The following is a 22,916-nucleotide window of genomic DNA, read 5'->3' as shown; positions in this document are numbered from 1 at the left end:
CCTGTTTCTATTACATGCGTAACATCGCGAACGGGCATGGAAAAAATCCCCCAGGCGGACGGGGGCGGCACGGCGACATGGGCAAATGCCGGTTGAAGAACGCAATCCGCGCCCTAGAACCTCCCCGGAGGGGACGTGTGAGGGAATAGCGATGATCAGAGAGAAGATGTCGGCGGGCCAGACGCCGATGCAGGAAGAGGACGTCGCCCTTTGCCAGCGCGTTTACGAGCATATCTGCACGGCACGGCATATCGCCACCGACGGCGAACGGGAGGAACTGGCCATCCAGATCCTGCATTTCTACCAGCACGGGGTGAAAGACCAGGGCAGCCTGGAGCGGCTGCTTCTGTGAGCTGCGGACATGCCAGGGCGGCGCAGGCATGTCCGGTGATGTCGCCAGCCGGCGGCATCGCATAACTGCAGGGCGGGCGTATCCGGGTGCCCTGCAGTTACGCCCTCCGCCCTTGGGGCGGGCTTCGGGCAGCACGGTTGGGAGGCTGGGTGAGGCGCTGTTGGGGTGGTGGTGGAAGGGCCGTATCGGGTGGTGGAGGCTGCGGCGGTCTTTGCCGCCATGCCCGACGCCTGCTTTGGGCAGCCACGCTCCCCTCCCCACCCTCATCCCTGTGCTTGTCACAGGGATCCAGCCTGCCCAAGTCCTTGGGCAGGAGAGACTCATTTGCTTGCGGGATATGGGAGTCATTCACCGCGCGGACGCGCGGTGGCTGGATTCCTGTGACAGGCACAGGAATGAGGGAGGTTGGGGTGGGCTCTGGGTGAAAACGGGCAAGGTTGAGCATGTGGCTCCGCTCCGCGTGTCGGGCGCCTGACGGGGGAGCGCGGGCGCCAGCACACCTCCCTTCATTCCACCTGACGGGGCTGAGCCACGGGCGCCAGCACACCTCCCCTCATTCCACCTGACGGGGTGAGCAACACGCTCCAGCACATCCTCCCCTCATTGCCGTGCCCGTCACAGGAATCCGGCCAGCCCGCGTCCACCAGCCGAAACGCCCCCGCCCTGGCCGATCGCAAGCCGACCGCGCCCTGCGCCCCCGAACCCCGCGCGCATGGTTGACCTCCGCGCACGAGCCCTACCTAACCTTCCGGCAACATCTGAAGGAGGCTATGGTGACGGCACTCATTGAGGATTACGCGCTCATCGGCGATTGCGAAACGGCGGCGCTCGTGTCGAAAAGCGGCTCGATCGACTGGCTGTGTTTTCCGCGCTTCGATTCTCCCGCCTGTTTCGCCGCCCTGCTGGGCACCGGGGAGAACGGCTTCTGGTCGCTTGCGCCGGCGGGCCGATACGGCGCCACGCGCCGCTACCGCGACGACACGCTCATTCTCGAAACCGAGTTCCGCACGGAGACGGGAACGGCCGTTCTCACCGATTTCATGCCGCTGCGCGACGGCGCCAGCGACCTGATGCGCATCGTCGAGGGCAAGAGCGGCAGCGTCGCCTTCGCGATGGAGCTGAACCTGCGCTTCGATTACGGCCGCACCGTTCCCTGGGTCACGCGCGGCGAGGACGGCGGCATCGCCGCCATTGCCGGGCCGGACCGGCTGGTGCTCAATTGCGCCGTGCCGCTGCAAGGCCGCGGGCCGAGCACGGTCGGCGCCTTTACGGTCGCGGCCGGCGAGCAGCAGATCTTCACGCTCACATGGTCGCCCTCGCACCTGCCGCCGCCGGCGCCGCGGCAGGTGGAATATGCCCTGCCGGATACGGAGGAATTCTGGCTCTCCTTCGCCGCGAAATGCCCCACGGTGGGCCGCTGGACGCAGCAGGTCAAACGCTCGCTCATCACGCTGAAGGCGCTGACCTACATGCCGACAGGTGGCATCGTCGCGGCCGCCACGACCTCCCTGCCGGAAAAGATCGGCGGGCCGCGCAACTGGGACTATCGCTATTGCTGGCTGCGCGACGCGACGCTGACCCTGCTCGCCCTGATGAAGCTCGGCTATTACGATGAGGCCACCGCCTGGCGCCGCTGGCTGCTGCGCGCCGTCGCCGGGGCGCCGGCCCAGATGCAGATCATGTATGGCGTGGCCGGCGAGCGCAACCTTCTGGAATGGCAGGTGCCCTGGCTGAAAGGCTACGAGGGGTCCGCCCCGGTGCGCATCGGCAATGCGGCGGCCGAGCAGGTGCAGCTCGATGTCTATGGCGAGGTGGCCGACGCCATGCTGCAGGCCCGCAAGGGCGGCCTGCCGCCGCATCCGCGCGAGCGCGAACTGGCGAAGGCCATCCTGCCCTTTCTGGAAAAAGCCTGGCTGGAGCCCGACGAGGGCATATGGGAGGTGCGCGGCCGGCGCCAGCATTTCACCTATTCCAAGGTCATGGCCTGGGTGGCCTTCGACCGCGCCGTCCAGATCGCCGAGGCCGACGGCGAAGCCCACGCCGCCGCCCGCTGGCGCGCCCTCGCCGACCGCATCCATGCCGAGGTCTGCGAAAAGGCCTTCAACGCCGAACTCGGCTGCTTCACCCAGGCCTATGGCTCGACGGCGATGGATGCCAGCCTGCTGCATCTCGGCATGGTCGGCTTCATCGCGCCCGACGACCCGCGTTATGTCGCCACCGTGGAAATGGTGGAGCGCAAGCTGCTGCGCGACGGCCTGCTGCTGCGCTACGAAACGCAGGAGGTGGACGACGGCCTGCCGCCCGGCGAAGGCGCGTTCCTGGCCTGCAGCTTCTGGCTGGTCGACGCGCTGAACATGATCGGCCGGCGCGAGGATGCGCTCAAGCTTTTCGAGCGGCTGCTGGCGATCTGCAACGATGTCGGCCTGCTGGCGGAGGAATACGATCCGGCCGAGGGGCGCATGCTGGGCAACTTCCCGCAGGCCTTCAGCCATATCGGGCTGATCAACAGCGCGCTGAACCTGGCGCGGGCCGAGGGGCCGGCGGATCAGCGGGCGGCGTGATGGGGTGGGCCTGAAGAACGCACGGCGTAACGGTGAGGCACTGGCGGTCCCTCGACCTCCCTCATCTCTGTGCCCGTCACAGAGATCCAGCCGGCTTGCGTCTGCAAGCCGGGAAGACTCCTTGAAAACGTGCCCGGCATGGGGCATTTTTCAAAAGCCGGTGGGCCGCAAGATTCTTCCGCCGCATGGACACGCGGCTGCTGGCAGTCCCTCGACCTCCCTCATCTCTGTGCTTGTCACAGAGATCCAGCCGGCTTGCGTCTGCAAGCCGGGAAGACTCCTTAAAAACGTGCCCGGCATGGAGCATTTTTCAAAAGCCGGTGGGCCGCAAGATTCTTCCGCCGCGTGGACACGCGGCTGCTGGATTTCTGTGACAGGCACAGAAATGAGGGAGGTTGGGTTGATGCTCGCGCCCAAAGAGAGATTTGCGCCAGTGAGTAAAATTGCAATACCGCCCACCCCCACTATTCCAAAATCCGAACGATTCATTCGTTTCCCTTTTGTACTCTTTCCCCCTTCCATTTCGGCATGACTCCCGCCATATTCCGCGCATGGCAAGATCTCCGAAGAAATCCCCCGCCTCGACCGGTTTCGAGGAAGCCCCCCAATCGTCTTTTACAGGGACGCCCGTCGAGTGGAACGACAGGGATAAGCGAGTCCCGGCAGAAGACTCCGCCCCGCTCAGCGGCTCGGTGGCCGACTGGGTGAGGCAGCTCGAGGCGGATGCGGAGGCCGCCGGCATCGAAAGCCAGCGCGAAATCGCCTCCAGGGCGGGCAAGCATCGCAAGAAGGTGGAGAACGAAGCGCGCAAACACGCCGAGCAGATTGCAGGGGCGAAGCGCAGCGGCCAGGCGGCCGCCGCCGGTCGTCCGGCGCCCGCCACGGAGGCCAGCCCGAAGGGCGGTACGGCCGTGAGTGTGAACAGGAAGGCGACGGTGAGCAAGACGGCGCGCGGCGTCTCCATCGGCGGTTCCACCGACCCGAAGACGCGTGCCGCCGCCGGCCTCAACCCCGTGGCCGGCCTCGACATCTCGCTGGAGGATGCCGACAAGATCTCCCCCGGCGGCGTCACCGCCACGGTCGAGGCGCTGTCGAAGCTGATCGAGAGCGGCAACCCGCTGCACAAGAACGGCAAGATCTGGACGCCGCACCGCCCTGCCCGGCCGGATAAATCCGAAGGCGGCATCACCATTCGCATGGCCTCGGAATACAAGCCCGCCGGCGACCAGCCGACGGCGATCCGCGATCTCGTGGACGGGCTGCAGAGCGGCGAGCGCAGCCAGGTCCTGCTTGGCGTCACCGGCTCGGGCAAGACCTTCACCATGGCCAAGGTGATCGAGGAAACCCAGCGCCCGGCCCTCATCCTCGCGCCGAACAAGACGCTGGCCGCCCAGCTCTATTCCGAATTCAAGAATTTCTTCCCCGACAATGCGGTGGAATATTTCGTTTCCTACTACGATTATTACCAGCCGGAAGCCTATGTGCCGCGCTCCGACACCTATATCGAGAAGGAAAGCTCCATCAACGAGCAGATCGACCGCATGCGCCACTCGGCCACGCGCTCGCTGCTCGAACGCGACGATTGCATCATCGTCGCCTCCGTTTCCTGCATCTACGGTATCGGCTCGGTCGAAACCTATACGGCCATGACCTTCCAGATGAATGTCGGCGACCGGCTGGACCAGCGCCAGCTGCTGGCCGATCTCGTGGCCCAGCAATACAAGCGCCGCGACATGGATTTCACCCGCGGCTCCTTCCGCGTGCGCGGCGACACGATCGAGATTTTCCCGGCCCACCTGGAAGACGCGGCCTGGCGCATCAGCATGTTCGGCGACGAGATCGACGCCATCACCGAATTCGACCCGCTGACCGGCGCCAAGACCGGCGACCTGAAATCGGTGAAGATCTACGCCAATTCGCACTATGTGACGCCGCGCCCGACGCTGAACGCGGCGATCAAATCCATCCGCGAAGAGCTGAAGGGCCGCCTCGTGGAGCTGGAAAAGGCCGGCCGCCTGCTGGAGGCCCAGCGCCTGGAGCAGCGCACCCGCTACGACCTGGAAATGCTGGAGGCCACCGGCTCCTGCCAGGGCATCGAGAACTATTCGCGCTACCTCACCGGCCGCGACCCCGGCGACCCGCCGCCGACGCTGTTCGAATATGTGCCCGACAACGCCATCGTCTTCATCGACGAAAGCCATGTCACCATTCCGCAGATCGGCGGCATGTACCGCGGCGACTTCCGGCGCAAGGCGACGCTGGCCGAATACGGCTTCCGCCTGCCCTCCTGCATGGACAACCGCCCGCTGCGCTTCGAGGAATGGGACGCGATGCGCCCGGATACGATCGCCGTGTCGGCCACCCCCGGCGGCTGGGAAATGGAACAGGCCGGCGGCGTCTTCGCCGAACAGGTCATCCGCCCGACCGGCCTTATCGATCCGCCCGTGGAAGTGCGCTCCGCCCGCAGCCAGGTGGACGACGTGCTCGGCGAAATCCGCGAGACGGCCGCAAAAGGCTATCGCACGCTCTGCACCGTGCTGACCAAGCGCATGGCCGAGGACCTGACCGAATACCTGCACGAACAGGGCGTGCGCGTGCGCTACATGCACTCGGATATCGACACGCTGGAGCGCATCGAGATCATCCGCGACCTGCGCCTCGGCGCTTTCGACGTGCTCGTCGGCATCAACCTCTTGCGCGAGGGCCTGGATATTCCCGAATGCGGCTTCGTCGCCATTCTCGATGCCGACAAGGAAGGCTTCCTGCGCTCGGAAACCTCGCTGATCCAGACGATCGGCCGCGCCGCGCGCAACGTCGACGGCAAGGTCATCCTCTATGCCGACACGATCACCGGCTCCATGCAGCGCGCCATGGACGAGACGGCCCGGCGCCGCGAAAAGCAGATGGCCTATAACCAGGAGCACGGCATCACGCCCGAAAGCGTCAAGGCCAAGATCTCCGATATCCTCGACTCGGTCTACGAGCGCGACCATGTGCGCGCCGACATCTCAGGCGCTTCCGGCAAGGGTTTTGCCGATGGCGGCAACCTCGTGGGCAACAACCTGCAGGCCCATCTCAACGCGCTGGAAAAATCCATGCGCGACGCCGCCGCCGACCTCGACTTCGAAAAGGCCGCCCGCCTGCGCGACGAAATCAAACGCCTCAAGGCCGTCGAACTCGCCGCCATGGACGACCCGCTGGCGCGGGAGGAAGCCAAGTCGATGGAAGGCAAGAGCCGCGGCGGCTCCCCTTCTCCCCAGCGGGGAGAAGGTGCCCGCAGGGCGGATGAGGGGGCCACACCCACCTACTTCGCCAAGCCGGAACTCGACGAAATGGGCGGCCGCAACGCCCGCCCGATTCCCGCCGACGGCAAGACCCTCTTCCGCCGCAACACGCTGGACGAGATGACCGTGGGCCGCACCGAAAAGCCGGTGACGGGCCACGTGCCGGAAAAGCCGGACGCCGCCAAGGGCACGAAGCGGTTTTCGCCGCTGCTGGACGGCCAGCCGGATCGCGACGACGTGCGTCCGCTGGTGCGTGGGGAAACGGGTGTCGGGAGCTATGAGGACCCCGGCGAGCAGCGGCGCAAGGGGCGGACGAAGGGGAAGACGGGGCGGCCGGGGCGGTGAAAAAGGCGTTTCTTTTGCTGCTTACTAACGCCTGATGTCAACCCTCGCTTCGAACCCAAAAGGAACCGCAATCTTCACTGCCACCTGTGCTCCGTCCCTCCGGATCACTATTGCCAATCGACCCCAGAACTCGCAAGTAAGGCAGTCACCCTGCTCGACGCAATTATCTCCGTTGACAGCAGGACAACCATACCGTCCTATCCGCGCAGCTGCGATCCTAGTTTACAGCCTTCATTCCAACACGCTTATTCGATCGCAACAAGATTGCATCACCCTCCTGTGACATTAAGCCGAATGCCACTCCGCCAAGAGTTTTTACGAGACCACCTTCCTTCTTTGGAGATGGTATGTAATCAACACCAAAAACGGATTTAAATCCCTTTCTGAATGCCTCGTGATCCCGCACATGGTAGAACACAGGCCACTCCTGATAGGCTAATGCAGTTATTTCTCCATCTCGGCCGATCTTTTTCAAGAGTTTCACCGTCTCATCTACGTTTCCGCGCACTGCTGCCACGCAGCATTGAAAATTGCTCGCGGACGCTGACCAATCAACCGAGTCCAATATCTCCAAAGCTTCCTTTTCGTTTCCCAATAATTTACAAGAATTAGCGTGATTAACAATGAATATGCGATTGAATATATCAGTCCGCTTTCCTCTAAGGCTACGAGCGAATACCAAAAGATAATTTGCAAGCCGATATTCACCAATCTGTATCAACTCAAATGTCAACGTTGACAACATAGAATCTGCTAAGTCCTGCTCATCTGGCGCGATTTTTCGCCAGCAAACCTGCATTAATTTCACACCAAACTCAATTATCAGATCAAGTGCCTCGTGAAAATATTTAGGCCCAGCCCTCAATATATCTCCTTTTTTGATACCGTTATCTCTAACGTATTTCTTAGAAACCTTAGATAAATAAACGCCATTAACACATCCATTGTTATGCGCAAAAAGATTTCTTCTTTCAAATAGCTCCAAAAATCTATCTATATTCTTATGACCCTTTCTAATATTGTCGATACCAACCTTAGTCTCGAACCATTCGATTTGCTTCTCCGGGCCTTCTCGAAATATATTCTCAACTTCTTTATCGATAAACCTCTGCTTCGCAGATTCAATCGAATCAGCCTCAAGTATTTCAAGTAGAGAAACAGTTTTTTCTTTTGAAACAATAATACGTGGGTTCAGTTCAATTATGACCCTAGCAAATAATGAAAGTTGGTGCTCATAGCTGCTTACAATTCCCATAATAAGCATTTGAGGAATCTCACGGCCTACGATTTTTGAAGACTTCAATATATCTCTTATCTGCAGGAGGTCGGCCTTTCGCTCAACAGGCAAGCGGAAGATACGCAAGTTCTCTTTTTCGCTGACGGCGGTCCCATTTGTCTTAAGAAAATTGAGAAGCGCTTCCCGGGCGATACTTTCCGATATAAATGATCCAAGTCCTGCAAAAAAACGCAGAAATTCTATGTATCCCTTCATTGTGTCAGTAAAATCGGCGAACCGAGTTGCAAAAAGGGACTTCTTTCCTGTCTCTGCGTGCTGTATTTCCTTCTCTATCTTTTCAATCAAGACACCGTTATCAAAATCGCTCTCACCAAAATCGTTTTTGTCCGAATAAGAAAATCCAAATCCGCGCTCAACGTCCTCAAAAAAAGATACAAAGAATTCTGCTTTTCTGGCCATTTGCTCCCCCGAATCACATCTCTTCCTATTGTACCTTCAGCTAGCGGTTGAGTTGATCAGATAATTTAGCGCGACCTTCACTCATCCACTAAGACCACCAGCTACACCGTACACCCAATGCCAGACATCCGCATCGACCCCTTCCCCTCGCCCGCAGACCTGGCCGCCCTCTGGGCCGCCGCCTGGCAGGGCGCGCGCCCGCCGGATTTCGCCCGCATCCTGCCGCGCAGCCTTGCCCATCTCGGCGCTTATGACGAGGGGCGGCTGATCGGCTTCGTCAATGTCGCCTGGGGTGGCGGCATCCATGCCTTCCTGCTCGATACCTGCGTGCATCCGGACCTGCGCCGGCGGGGCATCGCCACCGCGCTGGTGAGCGAGGCCGTGCGGGTGGCGCGGGCGCGCGGGGCCGAGTGGCTGCATGTGGATTTCGAGCCGCATCTTCAGGGCTTTTACGCCGCCTGCGGTTTTGCGCCGACGGCGGCCGGGCTGATCCGGCTCGCCTAGTTTCGGCCGAGATTACGACAGAAGCGGCCGGTAGCCACCGCCCTCGCGCCGGGTCAGGAAGAAATGCAGCAGGTTGGCATAGCCGCGCGCATCGTCGATGGCGCGAAGTATATGCTCAACATGGCGACCGGGAGCAGCAATGCCGCCCACTCCCACACCTCAACCGCTCCGGAGATACGTTTTCACTACTGACCCCTACCGCAATCACACCCACTACAACCACGGTGAGAATCCGTGACAAGAAGTGACCCCAAACCCCTCAATTGTGGCGGGCATTCACCAGATTCGATGAACATATCCTGATGGCGGCTACACAGAGCCGCTTGATAGGAAAACGACTATGTCTACGCTTCGTAAGATCGCAGCAACGGGTCTTGTCTCCCTGACCCTTGCACTTGGCTCCCTCGCAACGGTAACGCCCGCGCTGGCGCATGGCGGCGGCGGTCACGGCGGCGGGGGGCATGGGGGCGGCAGCCACGCGGCGGGCGAACATGCGGGTCGGATGGGAATGGGCCGTTTCGCCGGGGAGGAATATCGCGGCGGGGCGTTTTTCCGCCACGACCGTTTCGACGGGCGGTTCAGGGATCGCGGCCCCGTCTTCTTCGGCAGCAACGACGATTACGACCGCTGCCAGTGGCAGTGGGTCGCCGCGCCCGACGGGCATACGATCCGCGACGAAATATGCTACTGAGCGAAGGCAGGCGCAGGCTCCCGCCGGCGCGGCGGTGACGGGCGCGGGCCGCAACCCGGCGCCCGCGCGGGCCTGAGCCGATCGCCCCGGCCTTGCCGCAGCCTTTCCTCGCGAAACGCTGCGGCGGGATCATCGCGGCCCTTGGGCCTCTCCCCGGCGCAGACGCCCGCCGGATCAAGCTTTGCGGTGCGCGCAGCGGCCCCTTCCGCCGCCCGCATGGACAGAAACGACCGACCGGACCGGATAGAAGCCCATGCCAGACATCCGCATCGACCCCTTCCCCTCGCCCGAAGACCTGGCCGCCCTCTGGGCCGCCGCCTGGCCGGGCGCGCGCCCGCCGGATTTCGCCCGCATCCTGCCGCGCAGCCTTGCCCATCTCGGCGCCTATGACGAGGGGCGGCTGATCGGCTTCGTCAATGTTGCCTGGGACGGCGGCATCCATGCCTTCCTGCTCGATACCTGCCTGCATCCGGACCTGCGCCGGCGGGGCATCGCCACCGCGCTGGTGAGCGAGGCGGTGCGGGTGGCGCGGGCGCGCGGGGCCGAGTGGCTGCATGTGGATTTCGAGCCGCATCTTCAGGGCTTTTACGCCGCCTGCGGCTTTGCGCCGACGGCGGCCGGGCTGATCCGGCTCGCCTAGAGCAATTCCAGCAAAAGTGGGAACCGGTTTTGCGTCCGGAATTGCGGGGAAAACAATAAGCTAGAGCATTGAAGGCGACTCCGTTTTCGCCGGAAATGCTCTAGTTTCGGCCGAGATCAGGACAGAAGCGGCCGGTAGCCGCCGCCCTCGCGCCGGGTCAGGAAGAAATGCAGCAGGTTGGCATAGCCGCGCGCGTCGTCGATGGCGCGGTGCGTGTGCTCCACGTTGCCCAGCCATTCGGCGGGATAATGCGGGATGTCGCATTCCCACGGCTTGCGCCCCGTCGCGCCCGCCACCAGCGAGAGGATGCAGAGCGGCGGATGGCGGAACAGCCGGTCGCCGATCCACGGCCCCTCGAACAGCGGCCGGCCGGTGAAGCGCTTCAGGTAATGGTCGATCCAGGGCGCGTCGAGCGCCACGGGATGGGCGGCGAAGATCGGCTCGGCGCCGAAGGACGAAACCCAGGAAACGAAGCGGGCCATGACATCGGCGGCCGGCTGCGGGTTCTCGCTCGCCGCCGCAAGCGCCTGCGGATGCGCCTGCCAGAAAGCCATGGTCACAGGGTCGCGCCCCGCCCCCTCCAGCGGCGCCAGCACGGCCTCGAACTCGCCGAGCGCCTTGCCGGCCTCCGACAGGGCGACGGAGGCAAAGGAGAGCATGGAATGCCGGCCCGGAACGGGGCCGTCGAATTCGCAATCGGTGACGATGTAGATATGCGGCACGCGGGCTTTGCTCCTGCTTCGGGGTTGGGCGAGCATAGCGGGATATTTGCCGCTTGCCACCGGGCTTTCTCCGCACGGTATTCGATGGGGTCGAGGCACTGTTGCGGTGGCGGTGAAAGAGCCGTGCCGGGTGGTGGAGGCTGCGGAAGGTCCTTGCCGCCATGCCCGACGCCGGCCCGGCGCCTGCTTTGGGTGGTGACGCTTCCCTCCCCGTGCCTGTGCCTGTCACAGGGATCCAGCCTGCCCAAGTCCTTGGGCAGGAGAGACTCGTTTGCCTGCGGCATATGGGAGTCATTCACCGCGCGGACGCGCGGTGGCTGGATTCCTGTGACAGGCACAGGAATGAGGGTGGTTGGGGTGGGCTTCGCGGCAGAGCGGTTGCAAGGGATGGGTGAGGCACTGTTGGGGTGGTTGGGGTGGGCCTTCCGGCAGAGCGGTTGCGAGGGCTGGGTGAGGCGCTGTTGGGGTGGTTGGGGTGGGCCTCCCGGCGGAACGGTTGCGGGGGATGGCTGAGGCATTGCTGGGTGGCGCTGAAAGGGCCGTGTCGGGTGGTGGAGGCTGCGGAAGGCCCCTGCCGCCATCCCCGGCGCCTGCTTTGGGCGGCGACGCTCCCCTCCCCACCCTCATCCCTGTGCCTGTCACAGGGATCCAGCCTGCCCAAGTCCTTGGGCAGGAGAGACTCGTTTGCTTGCGGCATATGGGAGTCATTCACCGCGCGGACGCGCGGTGGCTGGATTCCTGTGACAGGCACAGGAATGAGGGAGGTTGGGGTGGGCCTCCGGGCAGGACGGTGGCGAGGGATGGGTGAGGCACGGGAATGAGGTGGTTGGGGTGGGCCTTCCGGCAGAGCGGTTGCGAGGGATGGGTGAGGCGCTGTTGGGGTGAGCCTCCCGGCGGAACGGTTGTGAGGGCTGGGTGAGGCACAGGGATGAGGCGGTTGGGGTGGGCCTCCCCCACTGAGGCAACCGTGCGGCAGGGAGACTGCACGAGCTGTTGTGAGGAATCCACCCGACGCGTCCGCAGCCCCAAGAATTCTCTTGAAATACCGCACGCCCGCGGGCCATTCTTCAACCATGAAGGGTTATGTCTACATCCTCGCGTCGAAAAGAAACGGCACGCTCTATACCGGCGTCACCCGTGATCTGCCCGGCCGCCTCTTCGAGCATCAGAACGAGCTGACACCCGGCTTCACCTCCCGCTATGGCGTAAAGACCCTCGTCTGGTTCGAGGAGCACGACCTGCTGACGGCGGCGATCGTCCGTGAGAAGACGATCAAGAAATGGCCGCGGCGGTGGAAGCTCAATCTCATCGAGGCGAACAACCCGCAATGGGAGGATATTTCCTGGCATCTGATGGCGTTGTGAGCCTGCCTCTTCGGCCGCCCGTGGGCGCGCGACAGCCGTCAGGCGGGCCTCGACCCCTGCTTCACCGGGCCGCGATCGCGCCGCGCCGTCCTGTGTCGCAAATGTGATCGCCCGGCCGGCGCCTTGCCTCTTTTCAATCGCCGCGCGAGCGCCATTTCAACCCTGAGCCGCCGTCGGCGGTGCCGTTTCAAAACGGCCAGAGGGGAATGGCCGTCAAAAGAGGCGCGGTGCAAGGGAGCGCCGTGCCCGCCAAGTGCCTCAAGCCCGGAAAACCCCACCGGGCTTTTTCTTGGCCGCAGCACCCGGCGCAGCCTCACGCCTCCGCCATGCCGGCCATCCTGAGGCCCTGCAGAATCGGTTCGATCCGCTCGGGAAACCTCGCCGCCTGCCCCGCCCGGATGGCCGAAACGGTGACGCCGGGGGAGATCGCCAGCAGGCCCGCGAGGTGCCGTCGCGCCTCCTCCAGGCGGCCGAGCTGGGCGTTGGCGGCGATCAGCATCCAGAAACACGGGCCGTAGACGGCATTGGCGGCCATCGACTTGGTGGCCCAGGCCAGCGCCTGCCGCGGGTTGCCGCGCGCAAGCTCCACATGGGCAAGACCCGTCAGGTTCCAGTGCGCGCCGAGCCCGTTCGGGCTCAGCCGCTCGGCCCGCAGGAAATAGCTGACGGCGTCGTCGAGGCTGTCGCACAGCAGGCTTGCGACGCCGGCGAAATTCAGCACGTCCAGATTGTTCGGATTGAGCGTGACAGCCTGGCGCGTGAGCTCGAAACCGCGATCGTACTCCCGGAATGTCTGGATCAGCGTGTTGCCGCAGATGCCGGCGACGGCCGCGTCGCCGCGGCCGTTGGAAAGCGCGCGCTCGATGTAATCGGCGCATTGCGCCCGCTCGGCGGCCGCCCCTTGCCGCTTCCATCCGAGTGTGGCGCGCTGCATCAGCAGCATGACGCCGCAAGAGAGATAGAGCGCGTTGGCGGGCTCCAGCGCCACCGCCTTCTCGATCAGCGCAAGTCCGGCTGCGTTGCGCCCCGGCTCGCTGGAATAGAAGCTGCCCATCGCCTGCAGGTAGAGATCGTAGGCCTCGAGGCTTTCCGGCCGCTCCCGGCGCGAGCGGGCCACTTCCGCGCTCTTGATATGCGGCTCGACGATCGACACGACGCTTTCGGTGATGCGGTCCTGAAAATCGAAGACGTCCTGCGCCGAGCCGTCGTAATGTTCGGCCCACAGATGCGCGCCGCTGACGCCGTCCACCAGCTGCGCGGTGATCCTGAGCCGCGCCGCCGCCCGTCTTATACTGCCTTCCAGCACGTAGCGGACGCCAAGTTCGCGCGCCACCGCGCGCACATCGGCCGACCGCCCCTTGTAGACGAAGGAGGAATTGCGGGCGATGACGGCAAAGGAGCGGAAGCGGCTGAGCGCCGTGATGATATCCTCCACCACGCCGTCGGCGAAATATTCCTGTTCGATATCGCCGCCGATATTCTGGAAGGGCAGGACGGCAAGCGACGGCCACATGTTCTCGATGCCCTTCAGCGGCGCGGCCGGCCGGGCCGCCACCGCCCCGGCCGGTCGCCATGTCCAGATATGGATCGGCCGGTCGATGTTCTTCAGTTGCGCCGCGCCGCCGTCTTCGAAGACGGCATCGACGCGCCCCACGATGCTTTCCCTGACGATGGCGCTGATGCAGATGCCGCCGGGTGCCGCCAGCGCCTCCAGGCGCGCGGCGATATTGACCCCGTCGCCGTAGATGTCGCCGCCATCGAACCTGATATCGCCGATATTGATGCCGATCCGCAGCACGATCTGCGGCCTGCCGGCCTCCGGTGCCGGCCTGTCACCGGCCGCAGACATCTGCAGAAAAAGCGCGCATTCGACCGCATCGACCGCGCTGTCGAAGCACGCCAGCGCCCCGTCGCCCATCAGCTTGACGAGGCGGCCCTTGTGGCGCGCGATCGCCGGCTCCAGGACGGTTTGCCGGTGGCGCTTCAGGGCGCCAAGCGTCGCCGCCTCGTCGGCCGCCATCATGCGGGAATAGCCGACGACGTCGGCCGCCAGGACCGCCGCCAACCTCCGATCGATAGGATCATCCCGCATCGTGTCTTCTCCCGTTCGGAGAGCATAACGGCGATGCGCGCGCTCACCAAGACGCCTGGCAAGGGGCAGCGAGAAATGGCCGGCTGGACGGATGCAGGGCCGCCCAGGCTGGCCTCCCCAGTCCTTGCCCCTATTCCGCCGCCTCCCCGCGCTGCGGCTCCGCCTGGCCGATCTCTTCCAGCGGCTCCGGGATCTCCACCTCGTAGGAATATCCCTCCAGCATCGAATAGGTATGCTCGATCGTCTCGATCTGCTTTTCCGTCTTGCGGATGGCGTCGGCGATGGCTTCGCTGCGGGCGCGCATCATGGAGCCGAGCACGTCGGTCTCCGGCCGCCGGCCGAGGCGGTCTATGTGCTTGCGCACGCGGGCGCGGTGGCGTTCCAGTTCCAGGATGTGGAAGCGGCTCTTGACGATATCGTCGGAGAGCTTGCGGCGCATGGCGGCGACGGGATCGAAGCTGCCGGGCTCGCGCTCGTCGAGGATCACCTCGTTGACCAGCGATTCCAGCATCAGCACGCCCTCGAGATCCTTGGGGTCGGCCAGCTGCGGATCGTAGCCCGTATCGTCGTAGACGCGCCGGCGCACCGGGTCCTGCAGCAGTTCGTAGGCGATCTGCAGGCGGTTGAAATTGTCGACATCGCCGCCGGCATCCGGATGCGCGCCCTTGGCCGCCTTGCGCCAGGCAAGCCTGATCGCCTCGCCGCTGGCGTCGCGCTCCAGTCCAAGCATGGCATAGGGATCGATCACGCCGGCACTTCCTTCATTCACTGCTTCGTCCCTCCGAGACCTACCGGCTGGCTCGCGCCGCATCAAGCCCCGAAACACCCTGCCATAATTGCGGCCGCTCGGGACGAAATTGTGGAACGGCCGGATTTTCCCACAGGTGAAGGGTTAACGCGACGGGTTTTTCACAGGCCGCGCGAAATCGGCTCTGCGCAAGAGCCGGCAGCCGCAGGTGGCGTGCGGTCGCCAAAAAGTTGCATCCGCGCCCTCCATCCCGCAATGGCACAGGTTCATCAGGCCTGGCTAACGCTCCGCCAACCATTTGAATCGTCATCATTTCCCGCGACGCAAAAAGCCATGCCACAATATTGCCGCTTGCTTTTTGCCCGAAATGCTGGCACCAACTGACACACTCGGGCATTTCGCATGCCGGTGACTGGACTGAAGTGGTAATGTCGTGTCGGAGCGCCAATTCCGTGCAAGGCAGCGTGGGTGACGCCCTCGCGCGTAGATGTTCTTTCCCCGTACGTGACGTCTCGACTGACCCTTCGCGTCCGGCTTTCGGGCCGACACGCGAAAGCTAAAGCCGTCCGCCTCCCCTCCGCCGGGGGTGCGGTCAAACTGAAAAATGGGAAAAAGGACTATCCCCATGGCCACCAAGGGCACCGTAAAATTCTTCAACCAGGACAAGGGTTTTGGTTTCATCACGCCGGAAGGCGGCGCCAAGGACGTTTTCGTCCACATCTCCGCTCTCCAGGCTTCCGGCATCCAGTCGCTGCGCGAAGGCCAGCAGGTTTCCTTCGACACCGAGCCGGATCGCATGGGCAAGGGTCCGAAGGCCGTCAACATCCAGGCTTTCTGATCTGACTTTACTGCTTCAGGCAGGCGACGGCGCTCCGCAAGGGGCGCCGTTTTTCTTTGCGCCGGGCCGTTCGGGCGGGCTTGGAAGACTGCGCTCAACCGGGACCGAGATAGGTTCCGATATATTCCCCGCGCTTCCAGAGTTCGGCGCGCAGCAGCGCCGCGTGGCCCGCCGATGTCACCGGCCGCAGACACAGCATCCGGTCGGCGATCGCCTCTCCCGGCTGCAGGATCGCCTCGATGGCGGCGGCCTCCTGCGCGATCGCGCCATAATCGGGCAGCGCCTTCAGCCGCCGCTCCGCCACCCCCGCCGCCGCATGCAGCTTGCCGCCGAGCGCGACAAGCAGCGCATCGTCCCCGGCGGGCGCCGCCGGCTCCCCGCCCTGCCCGGATGGCTCGCTGCCGAGGCGCGTCTGGAGAAGGGGATTGTCGCTCGTTTCGAGCGGGCGGGCATGCATGCAAACTCTCCTGTTACACCGTCGCTGCCGTCTGAGGGTTGTACCTGCTCAGGCCGGGAACAATCAAGGAAATTATTCCTATCTTCGATCACGATCCACGCGAAAGGCGGATTTTCAAAGGCTTGACGGGCGCCGGAAGCCGCAAATATCCGGCCTCTCTCGGGCGGGCGCCCTTGCGGCGCGCCCGCGGCCGCGCTCAGGCGGGCTCGCCGTGGCGCTCCACCAGTTCGGCCCATTCCATCGCCGCGTGGCGGCCGAGCACCGTCCTGTCGTTTTCGATGACGGCGGCGATGCGGCGGAAGAGCTCGTCGGCAAAGGCTGCCGGGCGGCCGCATTCGCGGTTGCCGGCCCGGCGCAGCACGGTGCCCTCGGCAAGATGAACGGTCTCGACGCTGAACCCTTCCCGGTCGCCCGAAAGCTCGGCAAAGCCGTAGAGAAGCAGGCCGCTGTCGTTGCGGCCGAGCACGGGGATGGTGAGTTCGTCGAAATCGAAGCGGAGCGCAAGTGCATTCATCGGCCGGCGACCTCCTGATCGATGCGCGCGGCGCGCACAAGCTCGCCCTCGTGGCGGCCGGCAAGCAGGAAGACGAAGCCGGCGGCAGCCAGCAGGCCGGCCAGCGGCGCAAGCGTGCGGCCGGCATCGCGCCGGCGGGCGGCCTGCCCTTCGCTCCCTGGTTCAAACTCTCCCGATATCATGCGGCACCTCCTGCAACGGTTTCAGCGATGCGGGAGGATGCGATGCCGATGGTTGAGGCGTGGAATGGCGGGCTCAGGTCTGCAGCGCGCGAATATCCTTGGCGATATCGGCCAGATCGTTGTCGAGCTGGTGGTCGCGCCCCGGCAGCGAGCAGACGACCGCATCCGGAATCGCCCTGGCGTAAAGCTCGATATGGGCAAAGGGCACGGTATCGTCCTCGCTGCCGTGATAGATGAGCACCGGCAGCCCTTCCGGCAGGCCTTCGGAAAAATCCTCGCGCCCGGCGATCTCCCCGCTCTCCCAGCCGCCCGCGCCGATATAGGGCGGCGCAATCAGGATGACGGCGCCGGGCTCGAAGGCCGGCCAGTCCTCGGCCAGCGTGTGCACAAGCACGGTGCCCCCGAAGGAATGGCCGATCAGGATCGCGCCGTCTTCGAGGCTCCGGAACTCGGCGGTGACGGCGGCTTTCCAGGCCCCGTAATGCGGATCGCCCTCGTCCGGCATCGCCGGGTAGCGGATCGCATAGGCCGGGCCGAGCTCGCGCGCGAGGCTGTCGACGAGCTTGTTGTCCCACGCGTCATGCGTGGTTTCGCCGGCGCCCTGGATGAAGAGGATCTGTGTCGGCATGGAGGCCTTTCCGGTTGCGGTCAACAGGAGATGGGGCGCGGCGGCAACGGGGCAAGGCTGGCGGTGGCGACAATTGCCTTGTCGCACATCGGCCGCGGAACCGGCCGGCTGCATGGAGTCCTGATGGCGAATTTCCCGTGTATTGGCTCGCATGAGGCTAGGCGGCGACCGCCCTGCCTCGCCGCAGCATCACCGCGACGACGAAGCCGCAGAGCGCGCTGCCCCCGCCGACCAGAAACACGCTGCCATATCCGGCCCGGTCCGCCAGCACGCCGGCGAGCGGCCCCGTCAGCCCGTAGGCCAGGTCCTGAAAGGCCGAGAAGCCGCCGAGTGCGGTGCCGCGCAGGTGCGGCGCCACGAGATGCACGACCTCGCGGCCCATGGCCGGGAAGATCATCGAGCAGCCGAGGCCCGTCATGAAGGCGCCGACCAGCGCCACGGCCGGATCGGCCGCGCTCCAGATCAGCAGCTGGCCGGCCGCCTCGACCGCCAGCGACACGACGGCGACCGAAAGCCCGCCGTATCGGTCCGGCAGGTGGCCGAAGATGAGGCGCACGAGCACGAAGCCGGTGCCGAAGGCGCTCAGCCCGAGGCCGGCATGGTCCCAGCCGAGATCGCGGAAATAGAGGGTGAAGAAGGAGCCGATCGCGGCAAAGCCCATGCCCTGCAGGCAGACGATCAGCCCGTGCACCCAGATGCGGCCGAGGACGGCGGCAAGCGGCGGCCGCTCCCTGCCTGGATGGGCCGCAATCGCCGGCACGCCGCGGATCGCGACAAGCCCGAGGAGCGGCAGCACGGCGCTGACGGCCATCGTGCCGGCAAAGCCGAGACGATCGAGCAGGAGAAGGCCAAGCGGCCCGCCTAGGCCGAGCGCCCCGTAAATCGCCGCCCCCACCAGCGCCAGCACCCGGCCCGAGCGCTGCGGCCCGACAAGGCCGATGCCCCAGGCAATGACGCCGACGGCAACCAGGCTTTCGCCGAGCCCGATCAGCAGCCGCCCGGCCAGCAGGGTGGCAAACGCCGCAGCCGGCGCGCGCACGACGAGGCCACAGCCGAGCGACACGGCGGCACCCGCCGCATAGAAGAGCAGGCCGCGCCGCACGGCCACCGCCGCCCCCCTGCTGTCGGCAAGCCCGCCGGCATAACCGCGGGTGAGAATGGTGGCAAGAAAGGCAATGCCGACGCCAAGCCCGGCCCAGCCGTTGGAGAGCCCGAGCGTGCCGGTCACATGCACGGGCACGACGGGCAGCGCAATCGCGACGCAGAGATAGGAAACGAAGAGGATCGCGGTCAGCAGGTAGAGCCTGCCCTGCTCGCGATCGGCGGTAAGACGGAAAGCCATGAAAACCTCCAGGCTGTTCCTCGTCCGACGGGCACAAAAAAACGCACTCCGACCGGCAAGGATCGTTAAGTGCGTTGGTTGACGTCGAACGCTTACGGCCAGAGGACTGGCATGGACTGCGAGATACGGGATATGCGGGCGGGTGTCAACGGCGGGTCGGCGCGGCAGCACTGTCTCCCGATGCGACCTCTGCCAGTACCCGCCTCATGAACAGGCTTATGGGTGTCGCACTATAGGGCGCAAAAGGCTCACACGGCTCGTACCCGCCGCGACGATACAGCTGCTGTGCTTCTGTGTTGCGTGTTCCGACCTCAAGCAGCATGGTCCGCGCTCCGAGCGCCAGGGCCTGAGCTTCCGCTCGCCGGAGCAGCGCCATGCCGATACCCGCACCCCGCGCACCGGCATCCACGATCATGCGTTTGAGTTCCGTGGTGCCGTCACCTCGCTCAAACAGCACGCAAAGCCCGACCGCGCTTCCGGCGAGACGCGCGATGAGGACATGCGTGCCCGGTCCTGCGAGCGACTGCGCGGTAATCGGCCGGCGGTATTCACCGGGATAGAGTGCTGCGGCGACGGCATCCGACTGCGACAGAAGTGCCGAGACTTCGCTCTGCAACGCAGCTTCAATATTAACGGAAACTTCAAGCGTCACGCGGGTACTCGCTCGTCGACATCGGAAAGGCGCAAGGGAATACGGCTGCCGCACCTTGTCAACAGGCTCGCGCCCTCTGCGCTCCTAGCCGACCACCAGCGGCAGCAGCAGCCCCACCTGCGCCGATTTCATCACGGCGGCGTTGAAGCGCGAGCGGTCCACGAGCACGTCCCGTTTCTTCCCGAAGAACAGGCCGGCGAGCAGGTTGCGGGCCTTGATGCTTTCCAGTTCCAGCCGCCGCGCCAGCTTGCGCGCCCTGTCGAGCGGCAGGAAGACCAGGTCCTTTTCCGGGCGCAGGAAATCGGCGCTCTCGGCCTCGTCCTCCAGAAACCGCTGCTGGATGACCGGGGCCGGTTCGATCTGGTAGGCGGCAAGCCAGGAGCGGTGCCAGAAATGCGCGTCGATCAGCGAATAGTCCGTGGTTTCGGCCAGCATGCGTGCCGCCGCCGCCGGGCCGATGACGTAGCCCGCCAGCCCCACCCGGTTCTGGTAGACGCGGGTGGCGGCGAAGCGGCCGGCCGCGTCCTGCCAGGCGCGGCTGCGCTTGAGGATATGGCGGCGCGGGGCGAATTCGAGGTCGTAGACGCCGTTCCAGCTGTCCGCGCGCGCCTCGATCGCGGCGAGGACGGCGGCGATATCGTCGGAGAGCACCGCGTCGTCTTCGAGGATGAGCAGCTTTTGGCCGTGTTCGACCACGGCCTGCCAGGCCTTGCGGTGGGAAAGGTAGCAGGCAATGTCCTGCCGCCGCGTCGGGCTCGGCCAGTTGCTCGCCGCCCTCTGGCATTCCTCCGCCGAAAGCCCGGCGGCTTCGACCGCGTCGAGAAAGGTGAAAGGCAGGCCGAGTCCGGCCAGCTGCCGGATCTGGAACTCCCGCCGGACGTCCTCCGCCTTGCGGCTGATGATCAATATTTTCAAACGCGTTCCCTGGCGCTGCGCCCCTGCCGTCCCCGCGCAAACATATAGCTATGTTTCAATTCGAACAAAAGTGCGCCACCGGCGGCGCCACAACTTTTTCCGGGATGCGCCGGCTTTTTCAGGGATGCCGTCACTGCGGCCCCGTCACTGCGGCCCTGTCACTGCGGATAGAGCGTGGAAACGCGGCCGGCGAAATAATAGGCGACGATGCCGATCCATTCGCGCAGGCCGGTGCTGAGCAGCCCGGCATTGATGAGCGGATAGGCGACCGTCACTTTCAGGCCCTCCTTGCCCGTCGTGCGGTAATCGGCGACCCAGGGCGTCACCTCCATGCCGAGATTGCGGAAGATCGCCACCGCCCGCGGCATATGGAAGCCGGAGGTCACCAGCAGGCAATGGCCGAGGTTCAGCCGCTGCAGGATCGCCCGCACATTGACGGCATTCTCATAGGTATCGCGCGAGAGCGCGTCATATTCGACCCGGGCCGGATCGATATGGAAATCGTCGAACATGCGGCGGATGATATCCGCCTCCTTCATGGAAACGCCCTCGAGGCTGCCGTCGCCGCCGGACATGATGATCTTGGCGCCGGGATAGAGGCCGGCAAGCCGCACCGTCTCGATATAGCGGTCGCCGCCGTCGTCGAGATCGTAGCCGTCGCGCGCCCCGTCCACCTGGGTCGGAATGCCGCCGCCGAGCACGATCACGCAGGCGACATCGGCCGGGGGCGCCGGCCGCGGAAACCGGTCTTCCAGTTCCTGCACGACGAGCGCGCCGGCCGTGGTGTAGAAGGTCAGGAATACCAGCACCAGCGATACCAGCCCGACGGCGACGGCAAGCCGCCGGAAGGAAAGCAGCATCAGCAGGACGCTGAGCGCCATCAGGAGGAAGAGGACCGTCACCGGCTGGGAAACGAGCCAGAAAATCTTGGCGAAGAAAAACATGGGTGCAAACCGTCCTGCTGAAATGCGGCCACGAAAACGCAAACGGGGATTCGGGGCAAGGCCGGCTTTCGCTTATGCCCGATATCTGCGGCCGGTGCCGGGGGCCCTGCCGCAGATTGGCGGCCAGACCCCTCGCAGACCGGCGCCGGCCCCTACCGGCCGCCAAGCTCCTGCCCGACCAGCGACAGCCAGTAGCGCACGCCGTGCGCGATCGCCCTGTCGTCGAAATCATAGGCCGGGTGGTGCAGGTAGGCGCTGTCGCCGTTGCCGATCAGGATCATCGCGCCCGGCCGCTTTTCCAGCATGTAGGAAAAATCCTCCGCCCCCATCGACTGCTCGTAGGCCGCATCCACCCTGCTCTCGCCCGCCACGCGCGCGGCGGCCGCAACCACGGCCGCGGTCCGGCCGGGCTCGTTGACGGTGACGGGATAACCCGGCCGCCAGTCGATCTCGGCTTCCGTTTCGAAGAGTTTCGCCGTGCCCTGCACGATCTCGCGAAAGCGCTGCTCCACCGCCTTGCGCGTCTTGGCCTGCATGGTGCGGATCGTGCCGCCGAGGCGGGCCGAAGCCGGGATGACGTTCAGCGCCCTGTCGTTGCCGGCTTCGCTGAAGGTGACGGAGACGACGACCGGATCGAAGGGATCGGTAAAGCGCGAGGCGATCGATTGCAGCGCCGTCACCATATGGGCGCCGACGAGAACGGGATCGCGCGTCATGTTCGGCGAGGCCGCGTGCCCGCCCTTGCCGTTGATGGTGATGACGAAGCGGTCGGCGCCGGCCATGAACGGGCCGGCGCGGGTGGCGAAAGAACCGATCTCCAGCCCCGGCTCGTTATGCATGCCGTAGACCTCGTCGATGCCGAAGGTTTCGAGCAGACCTTCCTCGATCATCACCCGCGCCCCGCCGCCGCCCTCCTCCGCCGGCTGGAAGACCAGCACCACCCGGCCGGAAAAATCGCGGTTCTCCATCAGGCACCTGGCGGTCGCCAGCAGCATGGCCGTGTGCCCGTCATGGCCGCAGGCATGCATGCGGTTGGCATTGCGGGAGGCATAGGGAAGATTGGTCTCCTCCGACATCGGCAGCGCATCCATGTCGCAGCGCAGCGCGATCGTCTTGCCGGGCCCCCTCGTGCCCTCGATGACGGCCACGACGCCGCTCTTCGCAAGCCCGGTCGTGACCTTCTCGCAGCCGAATTCGGCAAGCTTGCCGGCAACGAAGGCGGCCGTCTCCGGCAGGTCGAACAGCAGTTCCGGGTTCTGGTGAATATGCCGGCGCCATCCCTTGGCCTCCTCGGCAACGGCTTCGATATTGCTCATGCTTGTATCCTCGTGACGGGTGCGGCCGCGCAGGGGAAGCGGCGGCCGAAGGTGGGTGGAGTGAGCCTAGCCGCTTGCGGGGTGCTTTGCCAACGGGGGATGGGGCGGATTGCGCAAGAAGGCCCCGTC

22 protein-coding genes are annotated in these 22,916 nt (G+C 64.8%); 8 read left to right on the top strand and 14 right to left on the bottom strand.

What is annotated here, in order from left to right; translation table 11 throughout:
• Nucleotides 1-151 precede the first annotated feature (151 nt).
• From ACFPWW_RS10840 to uvrB, 3 genes are all read left to right on the top strand, one after another.
• Nucleotides 152-352, top strand: a complete 201-nt coding sequence (locus ACFPWW_RS10840) for a hypothetical protein (protein WP_112564178.1) — start codon at nucleotides 152-154, stop codon at nucleotides 350-352.
• A gap of 773 nt (nucleotides 353-1,125) precedes the next feature.
• Entirely contained in the window at nucleotides 1,126-2,913 is a 1,788-nt protein-coding gene (locus ACFPWW_RS10835) for a glycoside hydrolase family 15 protein (protein WP_377311653.1), read from the top strand.
• 551 nt (nucleotides 2,914-3,464) lie between these two features.
• Nucleotides 3,465-6,542 (top strand): excinuclease ABC subunit UvrB, encoded by a 3,078-nt coding sequence (gene uvrB / locus ACFPWW_RS10830; protein ID WP_377311631.1) that lies wholly within the window; start codon nucleotides 3,465-3,467, stop codon nucleotides 6,540-6,542.
• A gap of 217 nt (nucleotides 6,543-6,759) precedes the next feature.
• Here uvrB and ACFPWW_RS10825 read toward each other — a convergent pair whose 3' ends face one another.
• Nucleotides 6,760-8,238 carry a hypothetical protein gene (locus ACFPWW_RS10825; protein ID WP_377311630.1) on the bottom strand — a complete coding sequence of 493 codons (1,479 nt, stop codon included), beginning with the start codon at nucleotides 8,236-8,238 and terminating at the stop codon, nucleotides 6,760-6,762.
• A gap of 117 nt (nucleotides 8,239-8,355) precedes the next feature.
• On the opposite strand from ACFPWW_RS10825, the gene ACFPWW_RS10820 reads away from it, so the two are divergent.
• Nucleotides 8,356-8,742 carry a GNAT family N-acetyltransferase gene (locus tag ACFPWW_RS10820; protein ID WP_377311629.1) on the top strand — a complete coding sequence of 129 codons (387 nt, stop codon included), beginning with the start codon at nucleotides 8,356-8,358 and terminating at the stop codon, nucleotides 8,740-8,742.
• Nucleotides 8,743-8,754: 12 nt separating this feature from the next.
• On the opposite strand, the gene ACFPWW_RS10815 is transcribed toward ACFPWW_RS10820, so the two are convergent.
• Nucleotides 8,755-8,892 carry a hypothetical protein gene (locus ACFPWW_RS10815; RefSeq protein ID WP_377311628.1) on the bottom strand — a complete coding sequence of 46 codons (138 nt, stop codon included), beginning with the start codon at nucleotides 8,890-8,892 and terminating at the stop codon, nucleotides 8,755-8,757.
• 190 nt (nucleotides 8,893-9,082) lie between these two features.
• Between ACFPWW_RS10815 and ACFPWW_RS10810 the strand changes: the two genes are divergently transcribed.
• The gene (locus ACFPWW_RS10810; protein WP_112569363.1) at nucleotides 9,083-9,433 is read left to right on the top strand and encodes a hypothetical protein; all 351 of its coding nucleotides are present in this window, start codon (nucleotides 9,083-9,085) and stop codon (nucleotides 9,431-9,433) included.
• A 253-nt stretch (nucleotides 9,434-9,686) separates the two neighbouring features.
• Nucleotides 9,687-10,073, top strand: a complete 387-nt coding sequence (locus ACFPWW_RS10805; protein ID WP_377311627.1) for a GNAT family N-acetyltransferase — start codon at nucleotides 9,687-9,689, stop codon at nucleotides 10,071-10,073.
• Between the two features lie 116 nt (nucleotides 10,074-10,189).
• On the opposite strand, the gene ACFPWW_RS10800 is transcribed toward ACFPWW_RS10805, so the two are convergent.
• Complete coding sequence (locus ACFPWW_RS10800) at nucleotides 10,190-10,795, bottom strand: exonuclease domain-containing protein (RefSeq protein WP_377311625.1); 606 nt, start codon at nucleotides 10,793-10,795, stop codon at nucleotides 10,190-10,192.
• 1,073 nt (nucleotides 10,796-11,868) lie between these two features.
• Between ACFPWW_RS10800 and ACFPWW_RS10795 the strand changes: the two genes are divergently transcribed.
• Nucleotides 11,869-12,159 carry a GIY-YIG nuclease family protein gene (locus tag ACFPWW_RS10795; RefSeq protein ID WP_377311624.1) on the top strand — a complete coding sequence of 97 codons (291 nt, stop codon included), beginning with the start codon at nucleotides 11,869-11,871 and terminating at the stop codon, nucleotides 12,157-12,159.
• A 313-nt stretch (nucleotides 12,160-12,472) separates the two neighbouring features.
• Here ACFPWW_RS10795 and ACFPWW_RS10790 read toward each other — a convergent pair whose 3' ends face one another.
• Entirely contained in the window at nucleotides 12,473-14,251 is a 1,779-nt protein-coding gene (locus tag ACFPWW_RS10790) for an adenylate/guanylate cyclase domain-containing protein (RefSeq protein ID WP_377311623.1), read from the bottom strand.
• A gap of 130 nt (nucleotides 14,252-14,381) precedes the next feature.
• Nucleotides 14,382-14,981 carry a J domain-containing protein gene (locus ACFPWW_RS10785; protein WP_112573152.1) on the bottom strand — a complete coding sequence of 200 codons (600 nt, stop codon included), beginning with the start codon at nucleotides 14,979-14,981 and terminating at the stop codon, nucleotides 14,382-14,384.
• Between the two features lie 643 nt (nucleotides 14,982-15,624).
• Between ACFPWW_RS10785 and ACFPWW_RS10780 the strand changes: the two genes are divergently transcribed.
• The gene (locus tag ACFPWW_RS10780) at nucleotides 15,625-15,837 is read left to right on the top strand and encodes a cold-shock protein (RefSeq protein WP_007818490.1); all 213 of its coding nucleotides are present in this window, start codon (nucleotides 15,625-15,627) and stop codon (nucleotides 15,835-15,837) included.
• A gap of 94 nt (nucleotides 15,838-15,931) precedes the next feature.
• Here the strand turns inward: ACFPWW_RS10780 and ACFPWW_RS10775 are convergent, their stop codons facing one another.
• The 9 genes from ACFPWW_RS10775 to ACFPWW_RS10735 all read right to left on the bottom strand — a co-directional run bounded on the left by ACFPWW_RS10775 (nucleotide 15,932) and on the right by ACFPWW_RS10735 (nucleotide 22,787).
• Nucleotides 15,932-16,294, bottom strand: coding sequence for a hypothetical protein (locus ACFPWW_RS10775; RefSeq protein WP_112756179.1), 363 nt, complete (start codon nucleotides 16,292-16,294; stop codon nucleotides 15,932-15,934).
• Between the two features lie 196 nt (nucleotides 16,295-16,490).
• Nucleotides 16,491-16,808 carry a hypothetical protein gene (locus ACFPWW_RS10770; RefSeq protein ID WP_377311622.1) on the bottom strand — a complete coding sequence of 106 codons (318 nt, stop codon included), beginning with the start codon at nucleotides 16,806-16,808 and terminating at the stop codon, nucleotides 16,491-16,493.
• Nucleotides 16,805-16,990, bottom strand: a complete 186-nt coding sequence (locus ACFPWW_RS10765; RefSeq protein WP_377311621.1) for a hypothetical protein — start codon at nucleotides 16,988-16,990, stop codon at nucleotides 16,805-16,807. The genes ACFPWW_RS10770 and ACFPWW_RS10765 overlap by 4 nt, the downstream gene beginning before the upstream one ends.
• 73 nt (nucleotides 16,991-17,063) lie before the next feature.
• On the bottom strand, nucleotides 17,064-17,618 hold the full coding sequence (locus tag ACFPWW_RS10760) for an alpha/beta fold hydrolase (RefSeq protein ID WP_377311619.1): 555 nt from the start codon (nucleotides 17,616-17,618) through the stop codon (nucleotides 17,064-17,066).
• Nucleotides 17,619-17,775: 157 nt separating this feature from the next.
• Nucleotides 17,776-18,960 (bottom strand): arabinose transporter, encoded by a 1,185-nt coding sequence (locus ACFPWW_RS10755; RefSeq protein ID WP_112756186.1) that lies wholly within the window; start codon nucleotides 18,958-18,960, stop codon nucleotides 17,776-17,778.
• Between the two features lie 145 nt (nucleotides 18,961-19,105).
• Nucleotides 19,106-19,612, bottom strand: a complete 507-nt coding sequence (locus tag ACFPWW_RS10750) for a GNAT family N-acetyltransferase (RefSeq protein WP_377311617.1) — start codon at nucleotides 19,610-19,612, stop codon at nucleotides 19,106-19,108.
• Between the two features lie 84 nt (nucleotides 19,613-19,696).
• Nucleotides 19,697-20,527: a glycosyltransferase family 25 protein gene (locus ACFPWW_RS10745; RefSeq protein ID WP_377311616.1), complete on the bottom strand. Its 831-nt coding sequence runs from the start codon at nucleotides 20,525-20,527 to the stop codon at nucleotides 19,697-19,699.
• A gap of 158 nt (nucleotides 20,528-20,685) precedes the next feature.
• Entirely contained in the window at nucleotides 20,686-21,471 is a 786-nt protein-coding gene (locus tag ACFPWW_RS10740) for a YdcF family protein (protein WP_377311615.1), read from the bottom strand.
• A 152-nt stretch (nucleotides 21,472-21,623) separates the two neighbouring features.
• Nucleotides 21,624-22,787, bottom strand: a complete 1,164-nt coding sequence (locus tag ACFPWW_RS10735; protein ID WP_113414798.1) for a M20 aminoacylase family protein — start codon at nucleotides 22,785-22,787, stop codon at nucleotides 21,624-21,626.
• Between the last annotated feature and the right edge of the window lie 129 nt (nucleotides 22,788-22,916).

Origin of the sequence: Rhizobium sp. GCM10022189 (assembly GCF_042656325.1) — a bacterium.
Taxonomy (GTDB): domain Bacteria; phylum Pseudomonadota; class Alphaproteobacteria; order Rhizobiales; family Rhizobiaceae; genus Rhizobium.
This window is presented reverse-complemented; position numbering and strand designations above follow the sequence as displayed.

Excerpts from the sequence above, each read along its gene's own strand:
- ACFPWW_RS10840 (WP_112564178.1), top strand. The coding sequence starts at position 152 with ATGATCAGAGAGAAGATGTCGGCGGGCCAGACGCCGATGCAGGAAGAG.
- uvrB (WP_377311631.1), top strand. The coding sequence starts at position 3,465 with ATGGCAAGATCTCCGAAGAAATCCCCCGCCTCGACCGGTTTCGAGGAA.
- ACFPWW_RS10825 (WP_377311630.1), bottom strand. The coding sequence starts at position 8,238 with ATGGCCAGAAAAGCAGAATTCTTTGTATCTTTTTTTGAGGACGTTGAG.
- ACFPWW_RS10820 (WP_377311629.1), top strand. The coding sequence starts at position 8,356 with ATGCCAGACATCCGCATCGACCCCTTCCCCTCGCCCGCAGACCTGGCC.
- ACFPWW_RS10810 (WP_112569363.1), top strand. The coding sequence starts at position 9,083 with ATGTCTACGCTTCGTAAGATCGCAGCAACGGGTCTTGTCTCCCTGACC.
- ACFPWW_RS10805 (WP_377311627.1), top strand. The coding sequence starts at position 9,687 with ATGCCAGACATCCGCATCGACCCCTTCCCCTCGCCCGAAGACCTGGCC.
- ACFPWW_RS10795 (WP_377311624.1), top strand. The coding sequence starts at position 11,869 with ATGAAGGGTTATGTCTACATCCTCGCGTCGAAAAGAAACGGCACGCTC.
- ACFPWW_RS10790 (WP_377311623.1), bottom strand. The coding sequence starts at position 14,251 with ATGCGGGATGATCCTATCGATCGGAGGTTGGCGGCGGTCCTGGCGGCC.
- ACFPWW_RS10785 (WP_112573152.1), bottom strand. The coding sequence starts at position 14,981 with ATGCTTGGACTGGAGCGCGACGCCAGCGGCGAGGCGATCAGGCTTGCC.
- ACFPWW_RS10780 (WP_007818490.1), top strand. The coding sequence starts at position 15,625 with ATGGCCACCAAGGGCACCGTAAAATTCTTCAACCAGGACAAGGGTTTT.
- ACFPWW_RS10775 (WP_112756179.1), bottom strand. The coding sequence starts at position 16,294 with ATGCATGCCCGCCCGCTCGAAACGAGCGACAATCCCCTTCTCCAGACG.
- ACFPWW_RS10770 (WP_377311622.1), bottom strand. The coding sequence starts at position 16,808 with ATGAATGCACTTGCGCTCCGCTTCGATTTCGACGAACTCACCATCCCC.
- ACFPWW_RS10765 (WP_377311621.1), bottom strand. The coding sequence starts at position 16,990 with ATGATATCGGGAGAGTTTGAACCAGGGAGCGAAGGGCAGGCCGCCCGC.
- ACFPWW_RS10760 (WP_377311619.1), bottom strand. The coding sequence starts at position 17,618 with ATGCCGACACAGATCCTCTTCATCCAGGGCGCCGGCGAAACCACGCAT.
- ACFPWW_RS10755 (WP_112756186.1), bottom strand. The coding sequence starts at position 18,960 with ATGGCTTTCCGTCTTACCGCCGATCGCGAGCAGGGCAGGCTCTACCTG.
- ACFPWW_RS10740 (WP_377311615.1), bottom strand. The coding sequence starts at position 21,471 with ATGTTTTTCTTCGCCAAGATTTTCTGGCTCGTTTCCCAGCCGGTGACG.
- ACFPWW_RS10735 (WP_113414798.1), bottom strand. The coding sequence starts at position 22,787 with ATGAGCAATATCGAAGCCGTTGCCGAGGAGGCCAAGGGATGGCGCCGG.